Source organism: Peribacillus glennii, assembly GCF_003429105.1.
Lineage (GTDB): Bacteria > Bacillota > Bacilli > Bacillales > DSM-1321 > Peribacillus > Peribacillus glennii.
The window spans coordinates 124,225-150,051 of sequence record NZ_QVTD01000011.1; the positions used below are offsets into that span (position 1 = coordinate 124,225).

Sequence of the window (25,827 nt, forward strand, 5' to 3'; positions counted from 1 at the left end):
TAAAGTAAATGAAAAAGGGGGAGTAGCCATGAAATACAGGATTGAACGGGATACGATGGGGGAAGTGGAGGTCCCATACGAAAAGTATTGGGGGGCACAGACAGAAAGAAGCCGGCAAAATTTTAAAATCGGCAATGAAAAAATGCCGATCGAGCTGATCCGGGCTTTTGCCCATGTGAAGCAGGCTGCTTCGAAGGCCAATTATGAATTGGGAAGCCTTTCGGAGATGAAGCAAAAGGCAATTGAAAAAGTTTGCGGTGAAATTCTCAAAGGCGAACTTGACGGGCATTTTCCGCTTGTGGTCTGGCAGACGGGCAGCGGAACCCAAACCAATATGAATGTAAATGAAGTGATAGCAAATAAGGGGAACGAATGGCTGAAGGAGCAGGGAAGCAGGGAGATGCTCCATCCCAATGATGATGTCAATAAAGCTCAAAGCTCGAACGACTCCTTTCCAACTGCCATGCATATTGCCGCCTATATCGCCGTTACGGAGTCATTGCTACCGCAAGTTAAAGCGCTTAGAGATACATTTCTAGAAAAGGAAAATCAATTTGCTGATTTGGTGAAAATCGGTCGTACCCATCTCCAGGATGCCACGCCAATCACACTCGGCCAGGAAATTAGCGGCTGGAGGGCGATGCTGGATAAGGATTTCAAGATGATCCAGGAAAGCAGCAAGTATTTCTTAGATCTTGCAATCGGCGGTACAGCGGTGGGAACAGGGATAAACGCCCACAGGGAGTTTGGAGATAGGGCCGCGAAAGAAATTAGCAACGCTACAGGTCATGCATTCAAAGTTTCCGACAATACCTTCCATGCGCTGACCAGCCATGATGAAACCGTACATGTCCATGGGGCTTTAAAGGCGCTTGCTGCGGACTTAATGAAAATTGCCAATGACGTTAGATGGCTGGCAAGCGGTCCGCGAAGCGGGATCGGCGAAATTTCAATTCCGGCAAATGAACCGGGATCGAGTATTATGCCTGGCAAAGTAAACCCTACCCAAAGTGAGGCCTTGACGATGATTGCGGTCCAGGTTTTTGGCAATGATGCCACCATAAGTTTTGCCGCGAGCCAGGGAAACTTCGAGCTGAATGTATTTAAGCCCGTGATTATCTACAATTTCCTTCAATCTGTCAAGCTTCTTAGTGAGGGAATTCATTCTTTCAATGAAAACTGTGCAAAGGGAATTGAGGCCAATCAGGAGAAAATCGTGGAAAATGTCCACCGCTCTTTGATGCTGGTGACTGCCCTGAATCCTCATATCGGCTATGAAAAGGCAGCCGAAATTGCAAAACTGGCTTTCAAAGAAAACAGTACTCTTAAGGAAACCGCCCTAAAGTTAGGTTATGTCACTGAAGAGCAATTTGATGAATGGGTGAATCCGCAAAATATGGTAAATAGGAAATAAATAATCCCCTTCACAAGGTGTGGGGATACAAACTAAAGCTGCCATGAATTTTATTGTAAGGCAATCCGCTGTGGGTTGCTTTTTTTATTTAGTAAGATGAACGGGAACTTCACGGATGGCATAATCTATGTGGCTGTAAATTTGGTCGGCTTTATTTAACGGGCTAAATTCATTTATATCAGCCAATTCCCGGATTTTATGGGCGAATTCGAAAATTATGATTAAACTCTTAAGATGCTCCGAATTAAAACTTATATTTTCACTAACATCCATCCCAAATCAAAGAGCAACAGCCATCGACTGTTGCCCTCTGTATAGCATCATTTATGCACGGATCCGCACTTCTGTATCTTTATCAAAGAAGTGTGCCTTATTCATATCGAGAGCGAGCTGGAGAGTTTCACCTGGGTTGACGGTAGTACGTGCATCTACGCGCGCAATGAATTCCTGTCCGCCCATTGAAGAATAGAGCATGAACTCCGCGCCCATCAATTCAGCGACTTCGATATGGGCATCTATTTTTGTATCCTGCGAGTTTTCAAGGAACCCCGGCTCATCATGGAAATCTTCAGGACGGATGCCAAGGATGACTTCTTTGCCTACATAGCCTTGGCTGTGCAGCACCTTCATTTTTCCTTCTGGAACGGCAATAGTCTGGTCACCAATTTTAACCGTTCCATCTTGAAGCGTACCATAAAGGAAGTTCATGGCAGGTGAACCGATAAAACCGCCGACGAACACGTTTTCAGGCTTTTCATATACTTCCTTTGGTGCGCCGACCTGCTGGATGATGCCATCTTTCATGACAACAAGGCGTGTCGCCATTGTCATCGCTTCTGTCTGGTCGTGTGTTACATAAATCGTCGTTGTATTTAAACGTTTATGGAGCTTGGCGATTTCCGCGCGCATTTGGACACGGAGTTTGGCATCCAGGTTTGATAAAGGTTCGTCCATTAAGAATACTTTTGCATCACGGACGATTGCGCGGCCTAACGCAACACGCTGGCGCTGGCCGCCGGAAAGGGCTTTTGGCTTCCGGTCAAGGTATGCTTCCAGGCCGAGGATCTTCGCAGCCTCTTCAACGCGCCGCTTGATTTCATCTTTAGGCATCTTTCTGAGCTTCAAGCCGAATGCCATGTTGTCATAAACAGTCATATGTGGATAAAGCGCATAGTTTTGAAAAACCATTGCGATGTCGCGATCCTTAGGCGGCACATCATTTACGCACTTGCCATCGATATAGAAATCTCCTCTGGAAATATCCTCAAGCCCTGCGACCATCCGCAATGTTGTTGATTTACCGCAGCCGGAAGGCCCGACGAACACGATGAATTCTTTATCTTCAATTTTTAAGTTGAAATCTTCAACTGCTGTGACTTTATTATCGTAAATTTTATAGATATGATCCAATACCAATTCGGCCATCTCTAATGCCTCCTCAAGGTGAATTATCGATTCCTTATGAAAACATTGTATTAGATAAGCATGAAGATGCATATGTAAAGGGTGCACAAAAAAGTTAGCGTTCTGCTGTGCATGTTGCAAAAAAGTTATTTGTGCAACAGGATGATCAGGTAAGCAGTGAGGGCATGGCGAAAGGAACGGATATCCAGCCCCGTTTTTTCAGTAAATTTATCAATCCTGTACTGAAGGCTGTTGCGATGGATATAAAGTGCCTTGGATGCAGAGCTTGCATTTGAATTGTGTTCTACATAAATTTTTACGGTCTGAATCAATTCCTGGTCCTCCAGTGTTTCTCCAAGCAGTTGTTCCGCATACCATTCTTTATCGCCCGTTGATTGGCCCGTCAGAAATAGGAATGGAAATACTTCCGGCAAAGTACTTACTTTTAAATCGGGAAGGTGCAGTCTTGATTTGGCAAAACAATCACTCTCCATGGTGAAATGGTAGTGAAGCTGGTTGTTGACTGCATGGAAATTCCCTGAAAATATGTTCATTTTCACATAGAAATCTCCTTGCAGGGTACTAATGACAGGAATGAATTCATGGAGTCCCGGATTGTCATGTGTGTTTCCTTCGATTAAAACTCCAGTGAAATCGTTATTCCAGATCAAAAGTGTATCTTCGGGAACGAAGGATAAAAATGCTTCTTCGAACTCTTCATGTGGAAAGCCACCGCCGGATATCGTAAACTGAGTGAACCTGACTTGGTCCCAGCTTGTTAAGGGCAATTCCATGTGATCCTGATATAGGTAGTCGCTCCATTGTTTATTTGAAAAGGCAGTGTTTCGTTCATTCGGGGCTTCACCGGAAAACAATACTTGCAGCAGTTTGATTTCTTCTTGTGTTAAGTCGGTTTTAGGGATCCCAAGGCTGGTTCCATCATCGTCCTGAAACCAGATATACAGTTCAGGATTGCTGCAATCACCCTTATGAAAGACTGCGTCAGGAAATTTGTTTAAAAGATTTTTTAGCATAATCTGTCCTTTTATATGTCAAATGATTTACTTTTATTATAACCAAATAGCGATCGGGGAGAAAAATATGGGGATTGGTGAAAAAAAGTAACCTGCGCATGGAAGGTTACTTTTTTCATTTTATTTAAATGAAGTGAGCGGTACATCGAGGAGGGGATATTTTTCCCAATTGGTATCCTCGTAATGCCACCATTCATTGCTGATTGTTCTGAAACCATGTTTTTTCATGATGGATGTGAGGTAATCCATATTCTTTTTTGCCGTTTTATTCATGCCGGGGTTGTTTCTGTGCGCTCTTTTAGTGAAATCGTCAAAAGCTGATGGCATGAGGAGTTCTTTGCCTTTCCTGTCAACCAGGGTCAGATCGACGGCAGCACCGCGATTATGCCTTGAACCTTTAGAGGGATGGGCCACATAGCTTTTATTGGAGGCTGCATTATATAGGGTCCTCTGGGCCGAAAAGGGGCGGTAAGCATCCCACACCTTTATTCGGTATCCCTTTTTTGCTGCCTCATTATTGACTTTTACCAGCTTAGCCGCTGTTTCTTTTCTCAGTAATGGCACAGCTGCCGGGTAGATTTTCTTTTTTGTAAAGTTATTTTTTGTAGCGTAACGAAGGTCAATCACAATTGTTTTGTCAAGCTTTCGGATATCCACTAGTTTGCTTTTTTCCTTGCTTTTGATATAGCCGGCAGCAAAAATTTGTTCATAAGGGAGCAAACATAGCAGGAATGTAAGAAATAATATCAAATAAGATTTTTGTTTTGACATGGCCGCCTCCTCACGTGCGGATTTTTCCGCAACTAAAATAGTTTTTTGCAGCAAAGCTCAATTTTGTAGCAATTAAATTAAGTCTCGCAACAAACCTCTGTACTGTCGCAACTAAAAATAGGATTTTTCCACAAACCCCAGTAGTGTGGCAATAAAGTAAGGTTTGCCCAATAAACTTCCGTACCTCGCATACGTTTCGCAGCAAACTTGGCAGTTTTACAATATAATCATAGAGGTTATTACTCTTATAAGGAAGTATTTATTTCAAAAAGTGCCAAATTACTACATTTTTGGGGCTTGCTAAATAAATGCAGGATATATGATTTGAAATGTCGTGGAGGAGATGTAATGGGAAAGCTGTTGAGTTTTAGCCTAGAGTTAATCCGGATCGTGGTCCTTGGAGTAATTTTGCTCATTGGGTTAGCTGTGTTGGAACAATATATTTATGAAATGTTCGGAATCCAAAATATTTCATGGGGTTATGTACAGGCTGCCAACCTGATTCTGTTTTTTTTGATTTATCGAAGTAAGTGGCAGTTTTCCGGTTGGTTCAAGAGCAGAAAAAACACCAATCCATTGCCGCAAGGATTGGTGAAAGGGCTTATGATTATATCTATCTTATTATTGATTGCAGCGGCCGTATAGTTCGAAAGTGTGTTTGAGGCGTGTGCAACAACACGATTTTCGCCCGGAGTAAAACTGTTTCATTCATAAACATGGAACAGCATTAATTCATGTATCATGCTTTTAAGGCTGGATTCGTCCTCTGTATCAGGCTTTGTTCCACTCCATTCGATTTCCCCGCTTTTATGGTAAATTGCCTGGAAAGCCTGTTTTTTAAAATAGAAAGAAATCCTCCAGCCGGGAAGATTTTTGTCTTCGAATAATGGTTTCCACTGAAAGTGTGTGATCAAAACTAAGCCCCCTTTTTTCTCTCTACTTTTCAGTATAAAGGAAAAGGGGGATTTCTTGTACATGTAAAATCCTGATATGGGCGGCTGTTTTCATAGATTTTCATTGACAACCTCGCCGGAGCTCTGGAGGGATTGTTCTGCAAGGAAAACAGCATATTCCAGGCAAAGCTGCCTGGTCAGCACTTCAAATTCCCTAAGCTTCGGATGGGAGAAGATGGACCTGCCGGGTTTCGAGTTCGCTTCGAACATCCATACGTGCCCTTGTTTATCAAGTCCGAAATCAAAACCAATTTCGGCGATGACGCCATCTATCCTCCGGTCGATGCTTTTGCTTAAGATCAATGCTGCATTTGAAAGCTCCTCCTGTACAGTAACGGCCATGTCATTGTCAGGGAATAATTCCTCTATCGTCCTGACTTGCCCGCCACTGTTTACATGTGTGGTCACGCTTCCCGCCCCGGCAACCTTTGCGGCTATTGCGGTTACCTGCCAATCACCGTTATGGTTTTTATTGGTATGGACCCTGAAGTCGATTGGCCTCCTGTTTGATGTAATGAGGGCAATGCCTTGCTGAATGATCATATTGTGAAGCCGCTTATGCTTGAATATATGGTTGAAAAGATGTTCAAGGGAAGGAAACCTGGTTAATTTATTAATTTTTTGGTCGTCTTTATATCTGCAATAATAAACATTTTCATTTTTATCGTAGAGAATCTGGTGTATGCCGAGGCCGAGGCTGCCGTATATCGGTTTGATATAGACCTGGCGGAATTTAGACAGCAGCGTTTCGATTGCGGATAACGACCGGAAAGGATAGGTCTCGGGAAGATAAGGAACAGCATCATCTTCATCTGACAGACGTTCATGTATATCCCACTTATTAAAGAAACCGGGATTATACCATGGAATTGAATACTCATCCTGAAATCTGCGTTTTACTTCCTTGGGCCCTGTGCGGTTTTCGGTCCTGCGGTTCGGAAGCCGGTCATAGACCACATTCGGAAACGGAAAATCCCTTATATCCCATCGTTTGTTTCTGAAAATATATCCTTTTATTGTTTCTGTTTCCCAATCAATTTGGTGCTCCCCGAATAGGAAGGGAATGCATCCTGTCGTTTTATTAAGAGATAACAGTTTTGCAAAAAAGCTAGAGCGTTCCCCGACCGGTTTTTGCAAATTTGGGGTAATTCCGGACGTGAAAATTCCAACGAGTGGTCCGATATGGATACTGTCTTGATAAGTAAACAAATGAAGAGGTATGTCGCTTTCAGTAAATTGTATCGTTTCAGCCAAAGTCTGCGATAGAATTGCTTTTTCTTGATCATGCGGATTCTCTTTCATAATTGCGTTGCACGAATGCTGTCCGTACCAAATATGGTTAATGTTTTCCATTTCGCCGAATCCCCTGGGATAATAGAAAACATCTTCTTTTAAATCAGCAATTTCGACAGGGTAGGTTTTTTTCATTTAGTCACCAGCTTTCAGTAGTTCTCCCATCAGGAAAGTGGAATACAAAGAAGGGGCTTTATACAATGTATGCAGGTTTTCAGGATCAAGCCGTTCCATGATCTTTCTGCCAGGCTTTGAATTAATATCAAGAATCCAAACATCCCCTTTTTTATCGATTCCCAGATCAATTCCGAGCTCAAAAAGCCTATGAAACCTGGTTTCCAATTCATGGGGAAGGTGCTGGATGATATGTTCAATTGATTCCTGGATTTTATGCTGAAGCTGGGGGGAGAATTCGTTTAACATTTCATTAAAAGGGACAACTTCTGCTCCGGCGGCAAGGTTGGCAGTTATACAGTGTTTTCGGCCTATCCGGACACCCCGGATCCGTTCCTTCCACGCATTCGAGCTGTCTTTCTGTACCAGAATACGTACATCCCATGGTTCGTGCTGTACGTTTGACAGCTCAAGGAAACGCTGAGTCAAATAAGGGTAATGGGCGGTGAGGTAGCGGAGCCATTTATCAAGCTCTGTTTTCTTATCGAAAAGCCGTTCAAAGCCGCCTTCCTGTTTTGTCATACGGACGACCCATCCGTTTGCTTTACTCTCTATCAGATAAATCCCTGTTCCCCTCGAGCCGAACTCAGGCTTCAACATGATTTTACGGTCTGCGGCCAAATCCCGCCAGATATCTTCGGGGCTTGAAACTTTATTTACTGGAGGAAGAAACTCGATTAGCGTATCGACTTGTGTAAGGATTTGAAATACCTGATATTTTCCGGGAAGCCCATAGCCGAGGAATACCGTTTCTTTTTTTAGCCATTGAATTTTCTCATCGGATTGCCAGGTTAAACCGCGAAAATTACGATCATAAATCAAATCCGGAATTGGAATTTCCTTCGGTACCCATTGTCTTGACCGATAATCATATTCATCCCCGTAAACGGTTTTTTCCTGGATGTTTATTTGATCGGGACAAAACCTGAAGACTAAAATGCCAGCTTCTTCGGATGCCTGTGCAATCCTGGTGAAGTATAGTTCCTCAGCGTGAATTCGAGTTGCCATAATGCCTAGGGAGAGCAATTTAGCTTCCTTTCCGGCCAATTTTATTAAGGCCTTTTTATCATTTTATTTTGATATAGGGCATGCATATATCCAACGATTGCTTTAACGGAAGGGCGAAATTTATCATAGCTGCCTTGGTAAGCTTTTGAGGGCTTCGAATTGATCTCAATCAGCCATGGCTGCTTTTCAATGTCGAGCGCCACGTCGACCCCCAGTTCCCCAAAGATGCCGTTTCGGTGTTCCGATAAACAATTGGCTGATTGCAAGGCCAGCATACAAATCTGTTGAAACAGCCTCTTGGCCTCGATATGATCAAACGCAGAATGCAGAAATCCCAAACCATTTATCATTTCCGCGCCCCTGGACAGATTGGAAACAATATGCCCAGCATCGCCGATCCTTGCGACAACCGATGTAATTCTCCAGGCCTGTTTTTGGTTTTTATTCAGCAGGATCCGGAAGTCTACTTTTTTATTCTCGGTTTCAAGCAGGTCAATCGCATTTTGGACAATGTACGATTGTTTTTTTATATACTTTTTCAGGGCATTGAATAGTTCTAATGCATTTGAAAATAAATAGGTATCCTTGTTATTGGAAGAATGCTCCAACACCCATCCTTCGGCTGTTTTTGTTATCTTGCATATATTTCTTCCCTGGCTGCCGTTCGAGGGTTTCACATAAACAGCTTCATGGCTTACCAGGAAATTCGCGAAATCCTCTTCTTTCTGAAAAGGGATGGTTTTCGGCAAATACGGTAGCATCTGTTCATTTTCAATCAGGATTTCATGTACCTCCAGCTTAGAAAGGAAAGCGTCATTAAACATTGGAATTTCCATTGCATTCAAACGATCCAGATAGCGTTGGAAAACAGCAGATTTCTCCTTTGTTCGGGAATGGATCCTGTTATAGACTACGTCCGGGACTGGAAGGACAGTTTGTTCCCATTTTTCTCCTATAGGCAGATACCCATTTATTGCTGTTGTTTCTGTCTCCGACTGGAGCTGGTGCACATAAAAAGGAAGCCCTTTTTCTTGGCAAAAGGCCTGCATTTCCTGCAGGAATGGTTCCATTGAGCCAAATGGTTCTTCTGTTTTCCCGAAAGGGGTATCGGTTAGAACAGATAAAAATGGACCGATTGCAAGCTCTTTATTCTCCTTGCAATAGGTTATTTGAACGGGATAGGATAGTGCGGGTAATGATAAGTACTCTCCGGTATGCACAGAAAGGATGATCAAAGGCTGCTCAGCCGAAAACGGTCGCACCAGCAATGGAATCCGTTTTACACCTGCATTCAATATAATCTCTTCACCCGCCCGCATTTTCCATTTGGAAATCATTGATTGTTCTATTTGTATGGAAGGAGTTTCCTCCATTCCTGTTTCCTCGATTTTGATCAGCGCCTTGGCATTATAAACGTTCATATGCATTCCCCGTCCTGCGCTATGGTTGTAATATTTTTATCTTTGACTAGGATTAGATGGGCAAAAGCGGATATCTTATCGTATGTACGGCAGGTATGGAATGTGACAGATGGGACACCCCCTGAAAAAATGGTAAAGAACTTTTATGTTTCGGGATGCATATGGTGGGGATAAAGCGGAAAACGTTTAGGCAAAATGGCAATATTCCGCCGATTTATGTGTAAAGGTGTAATCAGGCACATGTTCTGTTATAGTTGAATGGAAAATTGATAAGGTGTAAGGAGGAAATAAAATGAACTCAAATCTATATAATACAGCATATGACATGGAAAGGGCCGTAAGGGGAAGCAAGGAATTTACAGAGTTGAAAAGCCTATATAATCAAGTAAACGTTGATCAGTCAGCAAGCAGGATGTTTGAGAATTTTCGCCAAATCCAGATGACTCTCCAGCAAAAGCAAATGAACGGGCAGGAAATCAGACCAGAGGAAGTTGAACAAGCGCAGAAAACCGTGGCCCTTGTCCAACAGCACCCGTTGATTTCAAGATTAATGGAAGCGGAACAAAGAATGAGCATGGTTATCGCGGAGCTTAACAAAATAATCATGAAGCCACTGGAAGAAATATATGGTGCGCCGGAACAACAATAAGCAACATTAGAAACACTGCCTAAAGGTGGTGTTTTTTTATTATCGGCTCGGGACCGATGAATTTCGGGCTGGACCAGATTATTCTCCGTTTGGCTGTTCTATCAAATCCAAAAGTTTCATAAAGATGAAATAGATACTACAGATGGGAGAGATCAGCATGGTCTACCGTATGCTTGCTGTCAATATTGACGGAACCCTGCTTCAATCAAATGGCCGTTTGAATAAATTGACTAAAGATGCGATTGAATATGTACATCAAAAGGACGTACATGTCGCACTTGTTACTTCCAGGAACTTTTATTCAGCCAAAAAGGTAGCGAAAGCATTGAAAATAAATCCGACCCTTGTAGCCCATCAAGGTGCTTTTGTTGGCACCTCCATCCAAAAACCGCTTTATGTGTCAAGAATATCGGAAAAACTTACTTTGGAAATCGTACAGATGCTTGAAAAGGTTGAATGCCAAATTCAACTTTCCCATGAAAAGTTTATCTTGGGCAATAGGGTCAACCTGCCGGAAAACTTGCTTGGCAGAGCGGTCTTGTTTATGAATGAACAAAATATCTTCTCGCAGCATTATGTCGATTCGCTAAGCGGAGAGCTGACAGAAAAGCCTGCAGCACCGCCCAAAATTGACGTTATGTTTAATAATGAAAAAGATAAAGAAGACCTGTACAAATTAATTGCCGATATGTTTCCGGAAGTATACCCTATCAGCCGGACGGGAAATCATTTAACCATTGTCGCAAAAGGGGAATCCAAATGGAATGGCCTGCTGTATCTGGCCAACCATCTAAAAATCAAGCCTGCGGAAATCGTTGCAATTGGGGATAGCCTGGATGATATCGAAATGATTAGGGAATCCGGGCTGGGTGTCGCAATGGGCAATGCACCGTTCGAACTCAAAAAAGCGGCAAAGTGGGTGACCCGCTCCAATGATGAACAAGGGGTTGCATATATGTTAAAAGAGTTTTTCCGGAGACAGCATCCAATTGCGTTTCTAGAAAAAATGAATATTTTAAAATGATAACTCTAGCCCTACCGGTCCATTTTCCGTTGGGGTTTTTTGATGGTTCGCAACATAAATTTACACTTATTGCCACAAACTATGACCATTCTAACTGAAAGGAATGGAGACGATGGATACGATTGATCCAAAGAATGCTAAAGCAGGCGATGAAGTATTTGTCATCTATAACAATCCACATACACCGACTGTTTCAAATGTCCGGCCAGCGGAAATTGTGCCACACCCGAAGGATCCTGATGCTTTGGCATTGTTTATAAATGACACATTCCATGTAATAGAGGATGACGATGCTTTATTTGCATCTGAAGCAGCTGCAGAACGGGCATTCCAAGAAATATATGATGAAGAGAAGTTTTAAGGTGAAACTCCAAGGCATGAGTCCGGAACAATACCGGACTCATGTTTTTGGAAGCTGACTAATATTTCTTTTTAACTTTTGGGCTTCAAATCAATGAGGGCCTGTTTTTTCAATGCTTATTTATTGATAACACGGGCCATTGCATGAATCTGGCCAAGGTGGTATGCCTCATGGTAAACAGCCATGTTGGCGAGTTCCCCAAAAGTCGACAGCCCTAAAAACGGCTTTTTTAACTCTTGCTGCAAACTGCTTGCAGGGATTTCCTTTAGCCGGGCAGCCTGTTCCTTTAGCTGTTCGGTCAGTTGCTCAAGTGATGGTACATCTCCCTGCCAGTCAGCAGGCTTTGTTCCATACCCAAATAAGGCAATGTAATTTTCTGGGATATTGCTAGATTTGTTGGGAAATCCAAACATGAACTGTTCTGTAGAGGTCAGTACATGGCCGATATGCCAGTGAATTGTATTATTGAATCCTTGAGGCTGGATATCAATAATTTCAGGGTTCAAACCGTTTAATTCCTTTAAGAAATTACTTCTTGTCAAATCGAATTGCTTGAATATAAGCTCACTCATTGTCATACATCCCCTCTCAATAATAGCAGTACCATTAAGTACTTCTATATGATTATAAAAAAACCTGCCAGGGACTTCCAACTATTAAGACTGTTTTCACTAATTCGATTGTTTCCAGTTTCACTAGTTAGTCTTTATAATTCGTAGTATAATACCGAAAGCTACATTAAAAAATCAAGCAGATAGGTGATTATTTTGCGTATTGAAATAAAAGGGCTGGAAGACGAGCGTTTTCACCGGCCACTTCAAAATATAGCCAACCTGTTTTTCGAAGAATCCGAAATTCTGCCGACTATTGGAGAGAAACCCGATTTACAGGTTGATTTTCATTGGGAAGCTTCAGAGACAGTGTTCGCCCGGGCTATGCTGCTCGTAAATGAATCGGGCAAAAAGTTTGAATCCAGCCAGGAGTTATGTGTTTCTCCTGAAATGAGTGAAAAAGAATTATTCAAACAAGTGAAACGGGCTGTATCCTATGTTTTTGTAAATGTACTCCAGGACATGACAGAAATTAATCAAAAATGGGGCATCTTGACAGGGGTCCGTCCGACAAAGCTTCTTCATCGGAAAGTTCAGCAAGGCATTCCTGCCAGCATTGCCCACAAACAACTGGCTGATGACTATATGATTTCCGAAGAAAAAGTAGAATTGATGCAAAAGGTCGTCGACCGCCAGTTAGCTGTTGTTCCTGACCTGTACTCCTTGAAAAATGAAGTAAGCATTTATATCGGAATCCCATTTTGCCCGACAAAATGCGCCTATTGTACGTTTCCGGCTTATGCGATAAACGGCAGGCAGGGTTCCGTGAATTCTTTCCTTGGGGGGCTTCATTATGAGATTCGGGAAATCGGCAAGTGGTTAAAGGAAAATGGTATAAACATCACTACAATCTATTATGGTGGGGGTACGCCTACAAGCATAACGGCCGAAGAAATGGATATGCTTTATGAGGAAATGTATGCTTCCTTCCCGAATGTTGAAAACGTAAGGGAAATCACGGTTGAAGCCGGCCGGCCGGACACAATTACCCCAGAAAAACTGGAGGTATTGTTAAAGTGGAATATTGACCGGATCAGCGTCAATCCGCAGTCATACATCCAGGACACCCTTAAGGCTATAGGCCGCCACCATACTGTAGAGGAAACAATAGATAAATTCCATCTGTCGCGAAGCATGGGAATGAATAACATTAATATGGATTTGATCATCGGGCTCCCTGGTGAGGAGCTGCCGGAATTCAGGACGACTCTGGAGGAAACAGAAAAGCTTATGCCGGAATCGCTCACGGTCCACACACTTTCATTTAAACGAGCCTCGGAAATGACAAGGAACAAACAAAAGTATAAAGTCGCTTCAAGGGAAGAAGTGGAGAAAATGATGAGTGCTGCCGAAGAGTGGACGGCCGCGCATGGTTACACTCCTTACTATTTGTACCGCCAGAAAAACATCCTGGGGAACCTGGAAAATGTAGGATACTCAATCCCCGGCCAAGAAAGCATTTATAACATAATGATCATGGAAGAACAGCAAACAATCATTGGATTGGGCTGTGGGGCATCAAGCAAATTTTTGCATCCGGTAACCGGAAAGATCATGCAATACGCAAACCCAAAGGATCCAAAATCATATAATGATAATTTTGAACACTATACACATAAGAAAATAGAAATACTTGGAGAGCTATTTACAAAAGAAAACTTCCAGCACTAAGCTTGGAAGTTTTCTTTTTCAACCGTTTTTAATTTAATGTGAGCGCTCTCGCAAAATAGGCATCGTACAGCAGCGGAATGAGCCGCCGGATTTAATGATCTCGGTAATATCCACTTCAATCACTTCATAACCGCGTTCCTTTAGCTTTTTATTCACATTTTTATTTACCGGAAGGCTTAACACCTTTTTATTGCCGATGGAAAGTACGTTGGTTCCAAGCGTGAATTGCTCTTCATCCGTCACTTCAATTAAGTTGTATCGCCCGGACAGGAATTCACGTTCATCCTTGCTGATCACGTCCGGGTAAATCAGGGCATCCTCAGAAGATAACACATTAAACACACAGTCCAGATGAAGATATTTTGCTTGGAACGGTACTGGGATCACCTTGAAATCCGGGAGCAATGTGTCCAGATGCCGGATCGATTCAATATGGGTACGGTTGCTAATGCCGACGAATACATGATCCCTGTCGATGATGACATCGCCGCCCTCGATCCGGTCTTTAACGAGATCCTTGTGCGGAATTTGGTTTTCCTCCAGCCATTTCTTTAATAATCCTTCTTCTCCCTGCCGGACCGGGCTTGCCATTTCCGCGACAAAAACGGTGTCTCCCAGCGTAAAACCGATATCCCGGGTAAATACCTGTTCCGGATATTTACTGAGAGGAGGAAGAAGAATGACATCAACTCCATGATCCTTTAAAACACTCGCAAAATTTTCATGTTGTTTCATTGCGGTTTCTATATGGATCCCTACATCTTTAAAATGTTCCTGGGTTTCATTGATTACTTCCCGGATCGTCATATGTTGCGGCGGGCACAGGACTACCCGTTTTAATTCATCGTATTCGCTGTAGCAGCGGGCCAGGGTTCCTTTATCTCGATATAAAGTCATAGTGTCCTCCTGAATACTTAATTCCCCTATACTATTTCCTTCTTTGCATGGAAAAAAACTTATTTCAATCGAAATTAAGGCTTTTCTGACGAAGGAAGACTTTTAAAAAAATTTCTAAAATAGTAAAAAGGAATTATGAAGAATGAATCGAATTGATTAAAGGAAGTACAACATAATTGAATGAAAGCGTTTACGAATAGGGGGAAGATGATCATGATGAATACTCCATTGGTGATGACACAAATGTTTGAACGGGCTGAAAAGTATTACCCAAAAAAATATGTAGTTTCGCGTACGGATGGCGGAATCAACAAATATGCCTACCGTGAAATTGCGGAGCGTACAAGAAGGCTGGCGAGTTCCCTGGAAAAACTGGGAGTGGATAGAGGCGACCGCATCGGGACGCTTGCCTGGAACCATCACCGCCACTTGGAGGCATATTTTGCAATCCCATGTTCCGGAGCTGTTCTTCATACAATAAATTTTAGGCTTTCACCCCAGCATGTTTCTTATATTGTGAATCATGCCGAGGATAAATTATTATTGATAGATGCAGATGTTGTTCCGCTTATTGAAGCGATTCAGGATACACTTCAAAACGTCAAGGGATATATCATCATGACCGATTCGAAAGAACTGCCAGAAACCAAGCTATCCCCTGTATATCATTATGAACAGTTAATCTCAGAAGGCAATCCTGCCCATCAGTTCCCGCAGGATCTGGATGAGAATTCGCCTGCAGGCATGTGTTATACTTCCGCGACGACCGGGAATCCGAAGGGTGTCGTTTATTCACATAGAGGAACAGTGCTTCATAGTTTAGGCCTTGGTCTTGCAGATAATTTGGGCATTGCTGAGAGGGATAACGCCATGCCGGTTGTACCGATGTTCCACGTCAATGCTTGGGGACTGCCTTTTGCAGCCGTATGGTTTGGCAGCAATCTCGTTATGCCAGGCCCGTATTTCACACCAAAAATCCTTGCGGAACTGATTCAGTCCGAAAAGGTTACGGTGACAGCAGGTGTGCCTACGATTTGGCTTGGTCTTTTAAAAGAGCTGGCTGAAAACGAATATGATACGTCGAGCCTCAGGGCTATTGTTTGCGGCGGCTCGGCTGCTCCGAAAAGCATGATTAAGACCTTTGAGCAAAAATACAATATCCCGTTTATCCATGCATATGGTATGACAGAAACAAGTCCGCTTGTTTTCACATCCAATCTCAAAAGCTATCATGATGAGCTGGCAGATGAAGAAAAATATGAATTGAAAGCCAAGCAAGGCATGACAGTTCCTTGCATCGATATTAAGGTTCTTGGCAAGGACGGCGAAGTGAAAAATGATGGCAAAGAAATGGGGGAATTGCTCATCAGGGGTCCGTGGATTGCCAGTGAATATTACCGGGATGAAAGAACAGAAGGTGCCTTTAAAGACGGCTGGCTTTATACTGGTGACGTCGTGACGGTTGATGAAGAAGGGTTTGTCAAGATCGTTGACAGGACAAAGGACTTAATCAAGAGCGGCGGGGAATGGATTTCCTCAGTGGATTTGGAGAATGCGTTAATGGCGCACGAAGCGGTGTTCGAGGCAGCAGTCATTGCCGTTCCCCACGAGAGGTGGCAGGAACGTCCCGTTGCGTGTGTAGTGCTGCATGAACCATATAAAGGAAAGGTTACAAAAGAGGAAATGATCGAATTCCTGGCGCCCCAGTTTGCAAAATGGTGGCTTCCGGATGATGTCCTGTTCCTTGAGGAGATCCCGAAAACCGGTGTGGGGAAATTCTTAAAAATGGCGCTGCGTGAACAAATTCAAGGTAAATACCTTGCACAATAAGTTTTGGGAAGGGGATGAATTGATCATCTCCTTTTTCTTGTGCCATAAAAAACATAACGGTAAGTTTTGTTAAATATTCTATTTTTTCTTTTTATTCTAATAGGAGAAACGGTATAATTAAAACGAATCAACTTTAGGGGAGGAACAATAATTGGGAATTGAATCTGCTTCCGCTCAGGAGACCGTCTTGGTCACATATTCAGGAAGAACGGCAACTGTGGAACTGAACCGTCCTGAATCGATGAATTCTATGAATGAAGGAATGCTCCGTGAGCTCGTGGGGGCCCTTAAGGAAATCACCATAAATGATGATGTGGATGTCGTTGTTTTAAAAGGAAAAGGGAAAGCGTTTTCTTCCGGCGGTGACATCAAAATGATGCTTTCATCTACAGGCGAAGAAGGGGAAGCTAACTTCAATTCTTTGATGGATTGCATCAGCGAATTGGTAACCACCCTTTATTTTATGCCTAAGCTTACGATCTGTGGAATCCATGGCGCAGCAGCAGGACTGGGCTTGAGCATCGCGCTGGCAACAGATTACATAATCGCCGAGCCTGAAAGCAAAATTGCCATGAATTTTATCGGCATAGGGTTGATTCCTGACGGCGGAGGACATTTCTTCCTTGAAAGAAGGCTGGGCGAAGTCCGTGCGAAGGAATTGATTTGGGAAGGAAAAGTAATGAGGGCGCCGGAAGCATTTGAAAAAGGCTTGATTCATGAAGTGGCTTCTGAAACATTGGATAACTCAATCGAAACCAAGCTGCAAAAATGGCTGTCGAGCCCGATCCAAGCCATGATCAAGACAAAGAAGATACTCGGTGAAAAAAATCGTCCGCTCCTCTTGAAAATGCTTGAACTTGAAAAAAATGCGCAAATGAAAATGCGTAAGACTAGCGACCACCAAGAAGGAATCCGTGCGTTTGTCGAAAAGAGAACGCCGAACTTTACCGGAAAATAATAAGGCGGCCGGCACATTCCGTGCCGGCTTTTTGGCTGCGCTTACATAAAAATGTCCAAGAATGCATTTTAGGGCTTAGCGATGGAAAAGAACCAGCTTCCCTGCGGGTGAGGTACAGCGATGTGTCATATCATGATATTCTTTTTCCTTGAGAAGGTTTTCCCCTAATTCCTTTGCTTGATCATCGTTTTCAGCCTGGAAGGACTCATCCAAAAGCTTTTCCCCGGATTGTTCAAACACAGTTAGCTTATATACTCGGCTCATATTCCTTACCCCTTTTTAATGTACTGTTCTTGCTATTATTTTTGCATAATATTCATTATGTTGTAAAGATATTAATATTTACAAAACGGTTGAAGAATTGGCAGTTTTTTACTATTATTAAATAGGTATGGCAGATTTTTTTTGATTGTGTCAAAAGTAGTCAGCATTTAAAGGGGGAAAAAAATTGGTACTTGAAATTAACAATGTTACAAAAAGATATGGCAATTTTACTGCCGTAAATTCATTGAATTTCACCATTCCCGAAAAGGAAATGTTTGGGCTTTTGGGGGCAAACGGTGCGGGCAAGACGACAACCTTCCGGATGATACTCGGGCTTATCGACCCGACAGAGGGGAAGATAAGGTGGGAAGGAAAGCGGATTGATTATTCAACCAGTCCGATCATTGGCTATTTGCCTGAAGAGCGCGGTCTTTACCCTAAATTGAAGGTACGGGACCAGATTGTCTATCTTGCGAGATTAAGAGGGATGGATAAAGCTTCTGCCTTGAAGGAGCTTGTAAACTGGCTTGAACGGTTCAAGGTTCCCGAATATCTGGATAAAAAAGTAGAGGAGCTTTCAAAGGGGAATCAGCAGAAAATCCAGTTCATCGCATCCGTCATCCATAAGCCCAGGCTTTTGATCCTCGATGAACCTTTCAGTGGCTTGGATCCTGTCAATGTAGAGCTTTTGAAGGATGCTGTCATCAATTTAAGGGATAACGGGACAACGATTGTCTTCTCCAGCCACAGGATGGAGCATGTCGAGGAACTGTGCGAGCACCTATGCATCATGCACAGGGGAAGCCCCGTTGTGGAGGGGAAATTAAAGGATATAAAAAGAAGCTACGGCAAGAAGAATGTTGCTGTGCATGCAGATTTTGATCTGGCTTTCCTTGATGGATTCCCGGGCGTCACAAAATCGAAAACCACAACCGAGGGCAGGATTCTTCAAGTGACCGGTGAGGATGCAGCCGAGAATATCCTGCGGGAGCTGGTACCCAGGGGATTTGTGAGGAAATTCGAGCTAATGGAGCCTTCCTTGAATGATATATTCATAGAAAAAGTTGGTGCCGCATATGAATAAATTTTTTATTGTCTTATTTCATACATACCTTTCCAAGCTAAAAACGAAATCATTTTTAGTTTCAACAGGCATCATGCTTCTTCTTGTCATGGCATTGGCCTTCCTCCCAAAAGCAATCGATTACTTTGATAAAGATAAAAAAGATACCATTGGAATCCTTGATAAACCCGGTACTGTCTATGAGCCTTTAAAAACCCAGGTACAGGCAATCAATAAGGATCTTAAGCTAGAGCAGGTTGAAAATGAAGCCGCTGCAAAGAAGCTCATTAGTTCTGAAAAAATGACAGGCTACCTGATTATCGAAAATGATGCGGATCAAAAAGTGAAAGGCATATATAAAGCGAATTCCATCTCGAATTCAACCATCCCGGGTGATCTCTCTCTAGGCCTTTCAGCGGTCAAAAGCAGCATAGCGGCAAGCGAGTTAAAGCTTACGCCAGAGCAGCTGGCCCAATTAAATACACCGGCGGCGGTTGAGCAAGTGGCACTGGAGAAAAACGCTAAAACGGAAGAAGAATTGAATCAGGCCCGCGGTCTTGTTTATATCCTGTTATTTGTCATTTATATTAACGTGATCATGTATGCGAGTATGATCGCAACGGAGGTGGCCACGGAAAAAACATCAAGGGTAATGGAAATTCTTGTTTCCAGCATTTCGCCCGTCCAGCAGATGTTTGCGAAAATATGCGGAATCGCCTTGTTAAGCATCACTCAGTTGGTGCTTTTCTTTTCCGTAGGCTATTTCGCCGTTAAGCAGAATGAGGATGCTATGAATGGCAGTTTTTTCTCCTTTCTAGGTTTTGGAGAAACGAGTATTACTACCATTGTATACGCGTTTGTCTTTGCTCTTTTGGGATATTTCCTGTATGCTACCCTCGCAGCCTTCCTAGGCTCCATGGTCAGCAGGGTGGAAGATGTCCAGCCGATGATCATGCCAATGACGATGCTGGTCATGATTGGGTTTTTCATTGCCGCTTTTGGTTTGACTAACCCTTCCGCAAGCTTTATAACAGGTACCTCTTTCATCCCGTTTTTCAGCCCAATGATCATGTTTTTGCGGGTCGGGATGTTGTCCGTACCGGTCTGGCAAACCGCCTTTAGCATTGGGCTGCTCGTACTTACCATTGTTTTGTTGGGGGTTTTTGGCGGAAAAGTGTACAGGGGCGGTGTGTTAATGTACGGAAGTTCCAAATCCTTCAGAGACATTAAGAAAGCACTGCAAATCTCAAAAAATGCATAAATGATGTATGCCGGGGACCCGCAAATTTTTTGCTGGTTCCCGGCTTTTTTAAACAGAAGCTGCACATATTTTCAGTGAAATAATAATACAACCTCTAATATAGGAAAATGTTTTTGAACATTGGCGATCTAGCAAGGAATTCCTGAGGAGGTCATGGGAATGGCAATTTTAGTTACCGGAGGGGCAGGATATATCGGAAGCCATACAGTTCTGGAGCTGGTAAATCAAGGAGAAGAGGTAGTGGTGATTGATAATCTTCAAACCGGGCATCAACAGGCGGTGAGGGGAGCAGCGTTTTATACGGGAGACCTGTGTAACCGTTCTTTTCTTGATTCTGTTTTTGAAACGCATACGATTGAAGCGGTGATTCATTTTGCCGCTAGTTCATTGGTTGGGGAAAGTGTGCAGAACCCGCTTCTTTATTATGAAAATAATGTAATTGCATCTCACAATCTTGTTTCGGCACTGCTTGCCCATGGTGTAAAAAAAATGGTCTTTTCATCGACAGCAGCGGCCTATGGGGAGCCAAAACAAATTCCCGTTCAGGAAGGTGAAATCACTAACCCGACAAACCCATATGGGGAAACGAAACTTGCCATGGAAAAAATGTTTCGCTGGTGTGACCAGGCATATGGATTGAAATCGGTTTCGCTGCGATATTTTAATGCTGCAGGTGCCCATCCTGAAGGAATTATTGGAGAGGATCACACTCCTGAAAGCCATTTAATCCCGATTATTCTTCAGGTCGCGCTGGGCCAAAGAGAATCGATTAGCATTTTTGGAGATGATTATCCAACTAAGGATGGAACGTGCATCCGTGATTATATCCATGTCATGGACCTTGCGAATGCCCACTGGCTTGCATTGGAGCATTTGCGAAAAAATAATCTCAGTGATGTTTTCAATCTCGGAAATGGGACCGGGTTTTCAGTGAAAGAAGTAATTCAGACAGCACGGGAGGTTACCGGACTTCCCATTCCTGAAACAATAAGCGCAAGAAGAGCAGGAGACCCTGCCGTGTTGATCGCTTCCTCTAAAAAGGCGCAAACAGCGTTAGGCTGGAAGCCCAAGTACAATGACTTGAAAACCATAATTCAAACAGCGTGGAAATGGCATAAGGAGAATCCGACCGGGTTTTCAAATGATCAATAAAACAGCTGCCGGATCATGTCCGGCAGCTGTTTTGCATTTCTTTCAGATCAAAAACGGCAGATGGATTTAATTCTCCCACCTACCACACGTATGTTCTGTTTGTGGTAAAATAAAGGATGTTGATGGTTAAATTTAGGGGGGGGATACAATTGGGTAAAATTGTCTTTATACATGCCGCTGATCTGCATTTGGACAGCCCTTTTGCGGGACTTAAAAATGTACCTTCTTTTATAAAAGACAGGCTGAGGGAAAGTTCGTTTCAGTCCTTCCAAAGGATCGTTGATATTGCGATATTTCGACAGGTAGATTTTGTGTTGTTGGCCGGCGATATTTATGACAGTGAAAATCGCAGCCTGCGCACTCAGATACGCTTTAGGAAAGAGTTGGAGCGTTTGGGAGAGGCCGGGATACAGGTATACATGATCCACGGAAACCACGACCATTTGGATGGTTCCTGGATCACAGTGAATCTTCCTGAAAATGTACACATATTCCAGGCGATCCCGGAAGTGAAGCGATTCCGGAAGGAGGGAGGCACCGCTGTAAACATTTATGGTTACAGTTATCCGCGAAGGCATGTGACCGAACGAATCATTTCCCGATATGAAAAGCGGCCTGATGCGGAATATCATATCGGGCTCCTGCATGGAAATCTCGAAGGGCATACGGAACACAGCCCGTATGCTCCTTTTTCCAAAAGTGAATTGGCGGAGAAAGAATTTGACTACTGGGCTTTGGGCCATGTCCATAAAAGGCAGGTAATTTCCGTGGACCCGCCTGCCGTTTATCCGGGGAACATACAGGGCAGGAACAGAAAAGAAACAGGGGATAAAGGCTGTTATATGGTTACGTTGGATAATGGTGCAGCAAACTATGAATTTTTAGAAACCAGTACCGTACTGTTTGATTCCATCATGATTAAGCCAGAGGCCGAGAGCGGGTTTGACAAAGTTTATACTGATTGCCGCCGATCTATGGAAGAATTCCACATGGATAAGAAGTCCTTTTTACTGGAGATAGTGTTGGACCTAGAAAAGCACTCCAGCCCCTCTATATTTACAGATGAGTTTATCTGGGGAATCCTGGAAAGCCTGCAGGAAGAAGCGGAAACAGGAGAAGGCTTCGCTTGGCCCTATCGGATTAAAGTGGAAAATGGATGGCGTAAAGATATGGACGGCGTTATGGAAAATCCCTTTCTAAATGAATTACTTTCCCTTGAAACAGATTCCAATGGCGTCAATGGGGCTTTGGAACAATTGTATAAGCATAGGGAGGCGCGCAAGTTTCTTGCTCCGCTGGAAGATGAGGAAACCAAAGAGCTGTTAAGTGAATCACAAAGGTTGATCCTGCAACTCTTTCATTGATCGGCCCGCCACCTAAATTTCTTGAGAACGTTGAATCAGGGGATTCATGCCAACACCAGTGTAACAACAAGTTGAAGTGGAAGTCTTCGAATAATCCCTGATAAATCATATGTATAGAGGGAGGGAAGAGCAGTGAAGATCAAAGAACTGCATATATATGGGTATGGCAAGTTTGAAAATAAAAAATTCACGGAGTTCGGGCAGCTGCAGATTTTTTTTGGGGAAAACGAATCCGGCAAGTCTACAGTTATGTCGTTTATCCATAGTATATTATTCGGCTTCCCGACAAAAGTCCAAAATGAGAAACGGTATGAACCAAAACTGAATGCTAAATACGGCGGAAAAATCATCATCCTATCGGAAAGATACGGTGAAGTAAGCATTGAAAGGGTAAAAGGAAAAGCTGCCGGTGATGTTACGGTCGGATTTGAAAACGGAACGGTTGGCGATGAAGGAGACCTGCGGGATCTGCTGCAGGGTATAGATAAGCAATACTTCCAATCTGTTTTTTCATTCGATTTGCAAGGGCTTCATGGTGTCCAGAACGTGGGTGAAGCAACGCTGGCCAAATACCTGCTGTCAGCAGGGATGGTTGGCAGTGATTTGATTGTGGAAGCCGAAACAAAGCTGCAAAAGGAACTGGATGCCAGGTTTAAGCCATCCGGGCAAAAGCCAGAATTAAATGTAAGGCTAAAGCACTTAAAGGAGCTGCAGGCAAGGCTGAAAAAGTCAGAGGAAGAAGAACGTGCATATAAAGAGCTGCAAAAGACGCGATCAAAAACGGAAGATCAGCTTTCCAAATTAAAAATGGATATTTCTGCGAATGAGGAAAAACTGTTCCAATATCAGGAGTTTTTAAGAATTCGGCCGATCATTGAACAAAAACAAATCTTAAAAGAAAGACTTGATGAACTCGACAATATATCTTTTCCGGCGGACGGAATCAAGCGCCTAGACCAGCTGAATGCCTTGAAGATTCCTAATGATGCCCAGCTTTCAGCGATGCACAAGAAAAAACAAAAGATTGATGGAAAAATCGCGGAACTAACTATTTCGTCATATATAGAGGCCAACAGGGAAAAAATAGCTTCTACTCTTGACCGGACCCCTTATCTGGAACAGCTGGAATCGGAAAAAAGCAGGTTGGAGGAATTCTTCCGGTCAAAAGAGAAGGAAAAAAGTAAATACAAATTGGATTTATTCCTTGATAAGCCTGAAGAAGAAATTGCTGGTTTGGATACAAGCGTTTTTACGGCAGAAAAGATCAAGCAGCTTGAACAGGAAAAGCATCGTTTGAAAAGTGATCGTCTCCGGCTGGATGAAAAATATAAACATGAAAAAAGCAATCTGGAAGCTGTGGAAACGAGAATAGCGGGGCTAAAGGAAAAACAACTCCCTGACGAAGAGCGGAAACGGCTGGAAGAGGCATACCAATCAAACAGCAACGAAAAATTCGCTAGAGTGAAGGCAGAATTCCTGGAGGAACAGATTCGTGAACTGAAACAAAGATATTCAAAGCTATCTGCAAAAGAGCAAACAAATAAAAAGAGAACCGGAATCCTGGTTATCATTCTGACAGCAATTTGCATAGCGATGTCGCTGTATGCCTGGAATCACGGGCAATCCTTTGTAGCAGTTGCTGCTGTATTGTTCGCAGGGGCTGTATTGCTTGTACAGTTCTATTTCAAGGGAAATAACATGCTGGAAGACCTAAAGAAACAACTGAATGAAGCCGAAGATAAAAAGAAACAGCATGAAAGGCAAGCAAATTCCGGACAGGCAATGGATTTATCCTCGATACGAAATCTTCTGCAAAATGAGGAAGACATCCAGCGCCAGTATATCGCTGAAGAAGTTAAGCGAAAAGAGAGGTCCGCCGCTTTTGACTCAGTAATTAAGGAGTCAGAGAAATGGGAAGTAAGTTGGAATCATCTCACAGAAGAAATCAAGTCGATCCACAAAAAGTGGGGTATTGCTGTTCCTTCGACAGACTACAGCACTGAGGTAATCCTTGATCAGCTGATCCTTTTAAAACAAGCCATCCAGGAATCAGACCAAGCAAAAAAGGAAATTCTGAAGCTTGATAAAAAGATCACTAACCATAAGGAAGAATTGCTTGCGATTTCTAAAGAAATTGGTGCATCCACATCAACATGGCATGAAGCCCTGGTATCAATCAAACAACTGGTTGCACTCGATTCCCGCAATCGAATGCAGCTGGACCAGATTCATGTTGAGAGGCAGCAAATTGACGAAGAAATTGCCCGGCTGCAATCAGAATCAGCGTACTTGTCAGCGGAAATAGGACAGCTTTTTGAAGGTGCCGGTGTGCAAAATGAAGAGGAATTCAGAAAAAAGGCAATGGATGCCGAGGAACAAGAAAACCTGAAGAGCAATTACCACATGGTATCGCTTCAACTTTCCAATACTTCTTTCAACCTGAATGAATTGCTAATGCTTTCAGATGAAAATGTAAGTAAATACACCATTGAAGCACTGGAAACGGAAAGAAGGGAGTTGCTTACGCGTCAATCGGGGTGCTTTGAGCGATTATCGGATTTGAAGCATAAAATTGAACGCCTGGAAGAAGGCGGCAGTTACATCCGTATTCTTCATCAATTCCATGAAGAGAGAGCCGCTTTTAATGAGGAAGCAAAAGAGTGGGCCAAATATGCCTTAGCCAAAAGAATGCTAAACGATACCATTGCAGCCTTCAAGCGGGAGAGACTTCCGAAGGTGATCGAGAAAGCGCAGGAATATCTATCATTCTTAACAGATGGGGAATATAAAAGGATTATTCTTCGTCCAACATCAGAAGGGCTTGATTTGGAAAGAAGGGATGGGCTCCGGTTTGAGGCTTGGGAGGTCAGCCGGGGTACTGCAGAGCAGGTGTATGTTTCACTGCGATTGGCGCTTGCCGGCAGTATGCTGGACGGGGACGGGTTCCCGATCATCATCGATGATTCCTTCGTTAACTTTGACCGAAACCGGACGTTGAAGGTAATCCGGTTATTGAAAAAAATTTCAGGGAAAAGGCAGGTTATCTTTTTCACCTGCCATGAGCATTTGCTTTCGTTTTTTGAAAACACTTCAATAACAGCATTTGGAAAGGAATCAATCCAGAGCTAAGTGATGCTCTGGATTTACATATAGGTCCTTTCGGCTATGTACGTCGCAATGTTTTCCTAATATAATTTGCTTTCATGCATGTAATAGGTTAATCAACATATAGTAGAAGTAAATTCTTAGA

23 protein-coding genes are annotated in these 25,827 nt (G+C 43.1%); 13 read left to right on the top strand and 10 right to left on the bottom strand.

Translation table 11 applies throughout. The annotated features are described in order from the left end of the window. Window positions 1–28 precede the first annotated feature (28 nt). A complete protein-coding gene (fumC, locus tag D0466_RS16000) occupies window positions 29–1,414 on the top strand; it encodes a class II fumarate hydratase (protein WP_117323542.1) in 1,386 nt (461 codons plus the stop codon). 324 nt (window positions 1,415–1,738) lie between these two features. On the opposite strand, the gene D0466_RS16010 is transcribed toward fumC, so the two are convergent. The 3 genes from D0466_RS16010 to ddpX all read right to left on the bottom strand — a co-directional run bounded on the left by D0466_RS16010 (window position 1,739) and on the right by ddpX (window position 4,623). Continuing rightward, the gene (locus tag D0466_RS16010; RefSeq protein WP_117323544.1) at window positions 1,739–2,839 is read right to left on the bottom strand and encodes an ABC transporter ATP-binding protein; all 1,101 of its coding nucleotides are present in this window, start codon (window positions 2,837–2,839) and stop codon (window positions 1,739–1,741) included. 125 nt (window positions 2,840–2,964) lie between these two features. Further along, window positions 2,965–3,852, bottom strand: a complete 888-nt coding sequence (locus D0466_RS16015; RefSeq protein WP_117323545.1) for a PucR family transcriptional regulator — start codon at window positions 3,850–3,852, stop codon at window positions 2,965–2,967. 120 nt (window positions 3,853–3,972) lie between these two features. Then, entirely contained in the window at window positions 3,973–4,623 is a 651-nt protein-coding gene (ddpX, locus tag D0466_RS16020) for a D-alanyl-D-alanine dipeptidase (protein WP_117323546.1), read from the bottom strand. A 348-nt stretch (window positions 4,624–4,971) separates the two neighbouring features. On the opposite strand from ddpX, the gene D0466_RS16025 reads away from it, so the two are divergent. Then, window positions 4,972–5,268 carry a hypothetical protein gene (locus tag D0466_RS16025; protein ID WP_117323547.1) on the top strand — a complete coding sequence of 99 codons (297 nt, stop codon included), beginning with the start codon at window positions 4,972–4,974 and terminating at the stop codon, window positions 5,266–5,268. A 59-nt stretch (window positions 5,269–5,327) separates the two neighbouring features. Here the strand turns inward: D0466_RS16025 and D0466_RS16030 are convergent, their stop codons facing one another. The 4 genes from D0466_RS16030 to D0466_RS16045 all read right to left on the bottom strand — a co-directional run bounded on the left by D0466_RS16030 (window position 5,328) and on the right by D0466_RS16045 (window position 9,472). Continuing rightward, window positions 5,328–5,537, bottom strand: coding sequence for a YheE family protein (locus D0466_RS16030; protein ID WP_117323548.1), 210 nt, complete (start codon window positions 5,535–5,537; stop codon window positions 5,328–5,330). A 90-nt stretch (window positions 5,538–5,627) separates the two neighbouring features. Further along, the gene (locus D0466_RS16035; RefSeq protein WP_117323549.1) at window positions 5,628–7,004 is read right to left on the bottom strand and encodes a YheC/YheD family endospore coat-associated protein; all 1,377 of its coding nucleotides are present in this window, start codon (window positions 7,002–7,004) and stop codon (window positions 5,628–5,630) included. Beyond that, complete coding sequence (locus D0466_RS16040) at window positions 7,005–8,051, bottom strand: YheC/YheD family endospore coat-associated protein (RefSeq protein ID WP_142919939.1); 1,047 nt, start codon at window positions 8,049–8,051, stop codon at window positions 7,005–7,007. A gap of 44 nt (window positions 8,052–8,095) precedes the next feature. After that, window positions 8,096–9,472, bottom strand: coding sequence for a YheC/YheD family endospore coat-associated protein (locus D0466_RS16045; protein WP_158555923.1), 1,377 nt, complete (start codon window positions 9,470–9,472; stop codon window positions 8,096–8,098). 292 nt (window positions 9,473–9,764) lie between these two features. On the opposite strand from D0466_RS16045, the gene D0466_RS16050 reads away from it, so the two are divergent. From D0466_RS16050 to D0466_RS16060, 3 genes are all read left to right on the top strand, one after another. After that, the gene (locus D0466_RS16050; RefSeq protein ID WP_117323552.1) at window positions 9,765–10,121 is read left to right on the top strand and encodes a YlbF family regulator; all 357 of its coding nucleotides are present in this window, start codon (window positions 9,765–9,767) and stop codon (window positions 10,119–10,121) included. Window positions 10,122–10,278: 157 nt separating this feature from the next. Next, window positions 10,279–11,145, top strand: coding sequence for a Cof-type HAD-IIB family hydrolase (locus D0466_RS16055; RefSeq protein WP_117323553.1), 867 nt, complete (start codon window positions 10,279–10,281; stop codon window positions 11,143–11,145). A 103-nt stretch (window positions 11,146–11,248) separates the two neighbouring features. Beyond that, window positions 11,249–11,506, top strand: coding sequence for a transcriptional regulator SplA domain-containing protein (locus D0466_RS16060; RefSeq protein ID WP_233522675.1), 258 nt, complete (start codon window positions 11,249–11,251; stop codon window positions 11,504–11,506). A gap of 116 nt (window positions 11,507–11,622) precedes the next feature. Here D0466_RS16060 and D0466_RS16065 read toward each other — a convergent pair whose 3' ends face one another. After that, window positions 11,623–12,078 carry a DinB family protein gene (locus D0466_RS16065; RefSeq protein ID WP_117323555.1) on the bottom strand — a complete coding sequence of 152 codons (456 nt, stop codon included), beginning with the start codon at window positions 12,076–12,078 and terminating at the stop codon, window positions 11,623–11,625. A gap of 195 nt (window positions 12,079–12,273) precedes the next feature. Between D0466_RS16065 and D0466_RS16070 the strand changes: the two genes are divergently transcribed. Next, window positions 12,274–13,788 carry a coproporphyrinogen III oxidase gene (locus D0466_RS16070; protein WP_117323556.1) on the top strand — a complete coding sequence of 505 codons (1,515 nt, stop codon included), beginning with the start codon at window positions 12,274–12,276 and terminating at the stop codon, window positions 13,786–13,788. A gap of 33 nt (window positions 13,789–13,821) precedes the next feature. Here D0466_RS16070 and D0466_RS16075 read toward each other — a convergent pair whose 3' ends face one another. After that, window positions 13,822–14,685, bottom strand: coding sequence for a dimethylarginine dimethylaminohydrolase family protein (locus tag D0466_RS16075; protein ID WP_117323557.1), 864 nt, complete (start codon window positions 14,683–14,685; stop codon window positions 13,822–13,824). A gap of 213 nt (window positions 14,686–14,898) precedes the next feature. Between D0466_RS16075 and D0466_RS16080 the strand changes: the two genes are divergently transcribed. Together D0466_RS16080 and D0466_RS16085 are read left to right on the top strand one after the other, a co-directional pair. Continuing rightward, complete coding sequence (locus D0466_RS16080) at window positions 14,899–16,515, top strand: long-chain fatty acid--CoA ligase (protein ID WP_199484577.1); 1,617 nt, start codon at window positions 14,899–14,901, stop codon at window positions 16,513–16,515. A 157-nt stretch (window positions 16,516–16,672) separates the two neighbouring features. Further along, window positions 16,673–17,473, top strand: a complete 801-nt coding sequence (locus D0466_RS16085) for an enoyl-CoA hydratase (RefSeq protein WP_407675643.1) — start codon at window positions 16,673–16,675, stop codon at window positions 17,471–17,473. Between the two features lie 75 nt (window positions 17,474–17,548). On the opposite strand, the gene D0466_RS16090 is transcribed toward D0466_RS16085, so the two are convergent. Further along, on the bottom strand, window positions 17,549–17,737 hold the full coding sequence (locus D0466_RS16090; RefSeq protein WP_117323559.1) for a YhzD family protein: 189 nt from the start codon (window positions 17,735–17,737) through the stop codon (window positions 17,549–17,551). A 184-nt stretch (window positions 17,738–17,921) separates the two neighbouring features. Between D0466_RS16090 and D0466_RS16095 the strand changes: the two genes are divergently transcribed. The 5 genes from D0466_RS16095 (at window position 17,922) to D0466_RS16115 (ending at window position 25,706) form a co-directional block, all read left to right on the top strand. After that, window positions 17,922–18,821 carry an ABC transporter ATP-binding protein gene (locus D0466_RS16095; protein ID WP_117323560.1) on the top strand — a complete coding sequence of 300 codons (900 nt, stop codon included), beginning with the start codon at window positions 17,922–17,924 and terminating at the stop codon, window positions 18,819–18,821. After that, window positions 18,814–20,061 (top strand): ABC transporter permease, encoded by a 1,248-nt coding sequence (locus tag D0466_RS16100; protein ID WP_117323561.1) that lies wholly within the window; start codon window positions 18,814–18,816, stop codon window positions 20,059–20,061. The genes D0466_RS16095 and D0466_RS16100 overlap by 8 nt, the downstream gene beginning before the upstream one ends. A 159-nt stretch (window positions 20,062–20,220) precedes the next feature. Further along, the gene (gene galE / locus D0466_RS16105) at window positions 20,221–21,213 is read left to right on the top strand and encodes a UDP-glucose 4-epimerase GalE (protein WP_117323562.1); all 993 of its coding nucleotides are present in this window, start codon (window positions 20,221–20,223) and stop codon (window positions 21,211–21,213) included. A 149-nt stretch (window positions 21,214–21,362) separates the two neighbouring features. Then, complete coding sequence (locus D0466_RS16110; protein ID WP_158555924.1) at window positions 21,363–22,577, top strand: metallophosphoesterase family protein; 1,215 nt, start codon at window positions 21,363–21,365, stop codon at window positions 22,575–22,577. A 132-nt stretch (window positions 22,578–22,709) separates the two neighbouring features. Next, window positions 22,710–25,706 carry an ATP-binding protein gene (locus D0466_RS16115; protein WP_117323564.1) on the top strand — a complete coding sequence of 999 codons (2,997 nt, stop codon included), beginning with the start codon at window positions 22,710–22,712 and terminating at the stop codon, window positions 25,704–25,706. The last annotated feature ends 121 nt before the right edge of the window (window positions 25,707–25,827 follow it).

Bases quoted from the DNA above. Each gene is read 5' to 3' on its own strand.
- fumC (WP_117323542.1), top strand. From the start codon at position 29: ATGAAATACAGGATTGAACGGGATACGATGGGGGAAGTGGAGGTCCCA.
- D0466_RS16010 (WP_117323544.1), bottom strand. From the start codon at position 2,839: ATGGCCGAATTGGTATTGGATCATATCTATAAAATTTACGATAATAAA.
- D0466_RS16015 (WP_117323545.1), bottom strand. From the start codon at position 3,852: ATGCTAAAAAATCTTTTAAACAAATTTCCTGACGCAGTCTTTCATAAG.
- ddpX (WP_117323546.1), bottom strand. From the start codon at position 4,623: ATGTCAAAACAAAAATCTTATTTGATATTATTTCTTACATTCCTGCTA.
- D0466_RS16025 (WP_117323547.1), top strand. From the start codon at position 4,972: ATGGGAAAGCTGTTGAGTTTTAGCCTAGAGTTAATCCGGATCGTGGTC.
- D0466_RS16035 (WP_117323549.1), bottom strand. From the start codon at position 7,004: ATGAAAAAAACCTACCCTGTCGAAATTGCTGATTTAAAAGAAGATGTT.
- D0466_RS16040 (WP_142919939.1), bottom strand. From the start codon at position 8,051: ATGGCAACTCGAATTCACGCTGAGGAACTATACTTCACCAGGATTGCA.
- D0466_RS16045 (WP_158555923.1), bottom strand. From the start codon at position 9,472: ATGAACGTTTATAATGCCAAGGCGCTGATCAAAATCGAGGAAACAGGA.
- D0466_RS16050 (WP_117323552.1), top strand. From the start codon at position 9,765: ATGAACTCAAATCTATATAATACAGCATATGACATGGAAAGGGCCGTA.
- D0466_RS16055 (WP_117323553.1), top strand. From the start codon at position 10,279: ATGGTCTACCGTATGCTTGCTGTCAATATTGACGGAACCCTGCTTCAA.
- D0466_RS16060 (WP_233522675.1), top strand. From the start codon at position 11,249: ATGGAGACGATGGATACGATTGATCCAAAGAATGCTAAAGCAGGCGAT.
- D0466_RS16065 (WP_117323555.1), bottom strand. From the start codon at position 12,078: ATGAGTGAGCTTATATTCAAGCAATTCGATTTGACAAGAAGTAATTTC.
- D0466_RS16075 (WP_117323557.1), bottom strand. From the start codon at position 14,685: ATGACTTTATATCGAGATAAAGGAACCCTGGCCCGCTGCTACAGCGAA.
- D0466_RS16080 (WP_199484577.1), top strand. From the start codon at position 14,899: ATGATGAATACTCCATTGGTGATGACACAAATGTTTGAACGGGCTGAA.
- D0466_RS16090 (WP_117323559.1), bottom strand. From the start codon at position 17,737: ATGAGCCGAGTATATAAGCTAACTGTGTTTGAACAATCCGGGGAAAAG.
- D0466_RS16100 (WP_117323561.1), top strand. From the start codon at position 18,814: ATGAATAAATTTTTTATTGTCTTATTTCATACATACCTTTCCAAGCTA.
- galE (WP_117323562.1), top strand. From the start codon at position 20,221: ATGGCAATTTTAGTTACCGGAGGGGCAGGATATATCGGAAGCCATACA.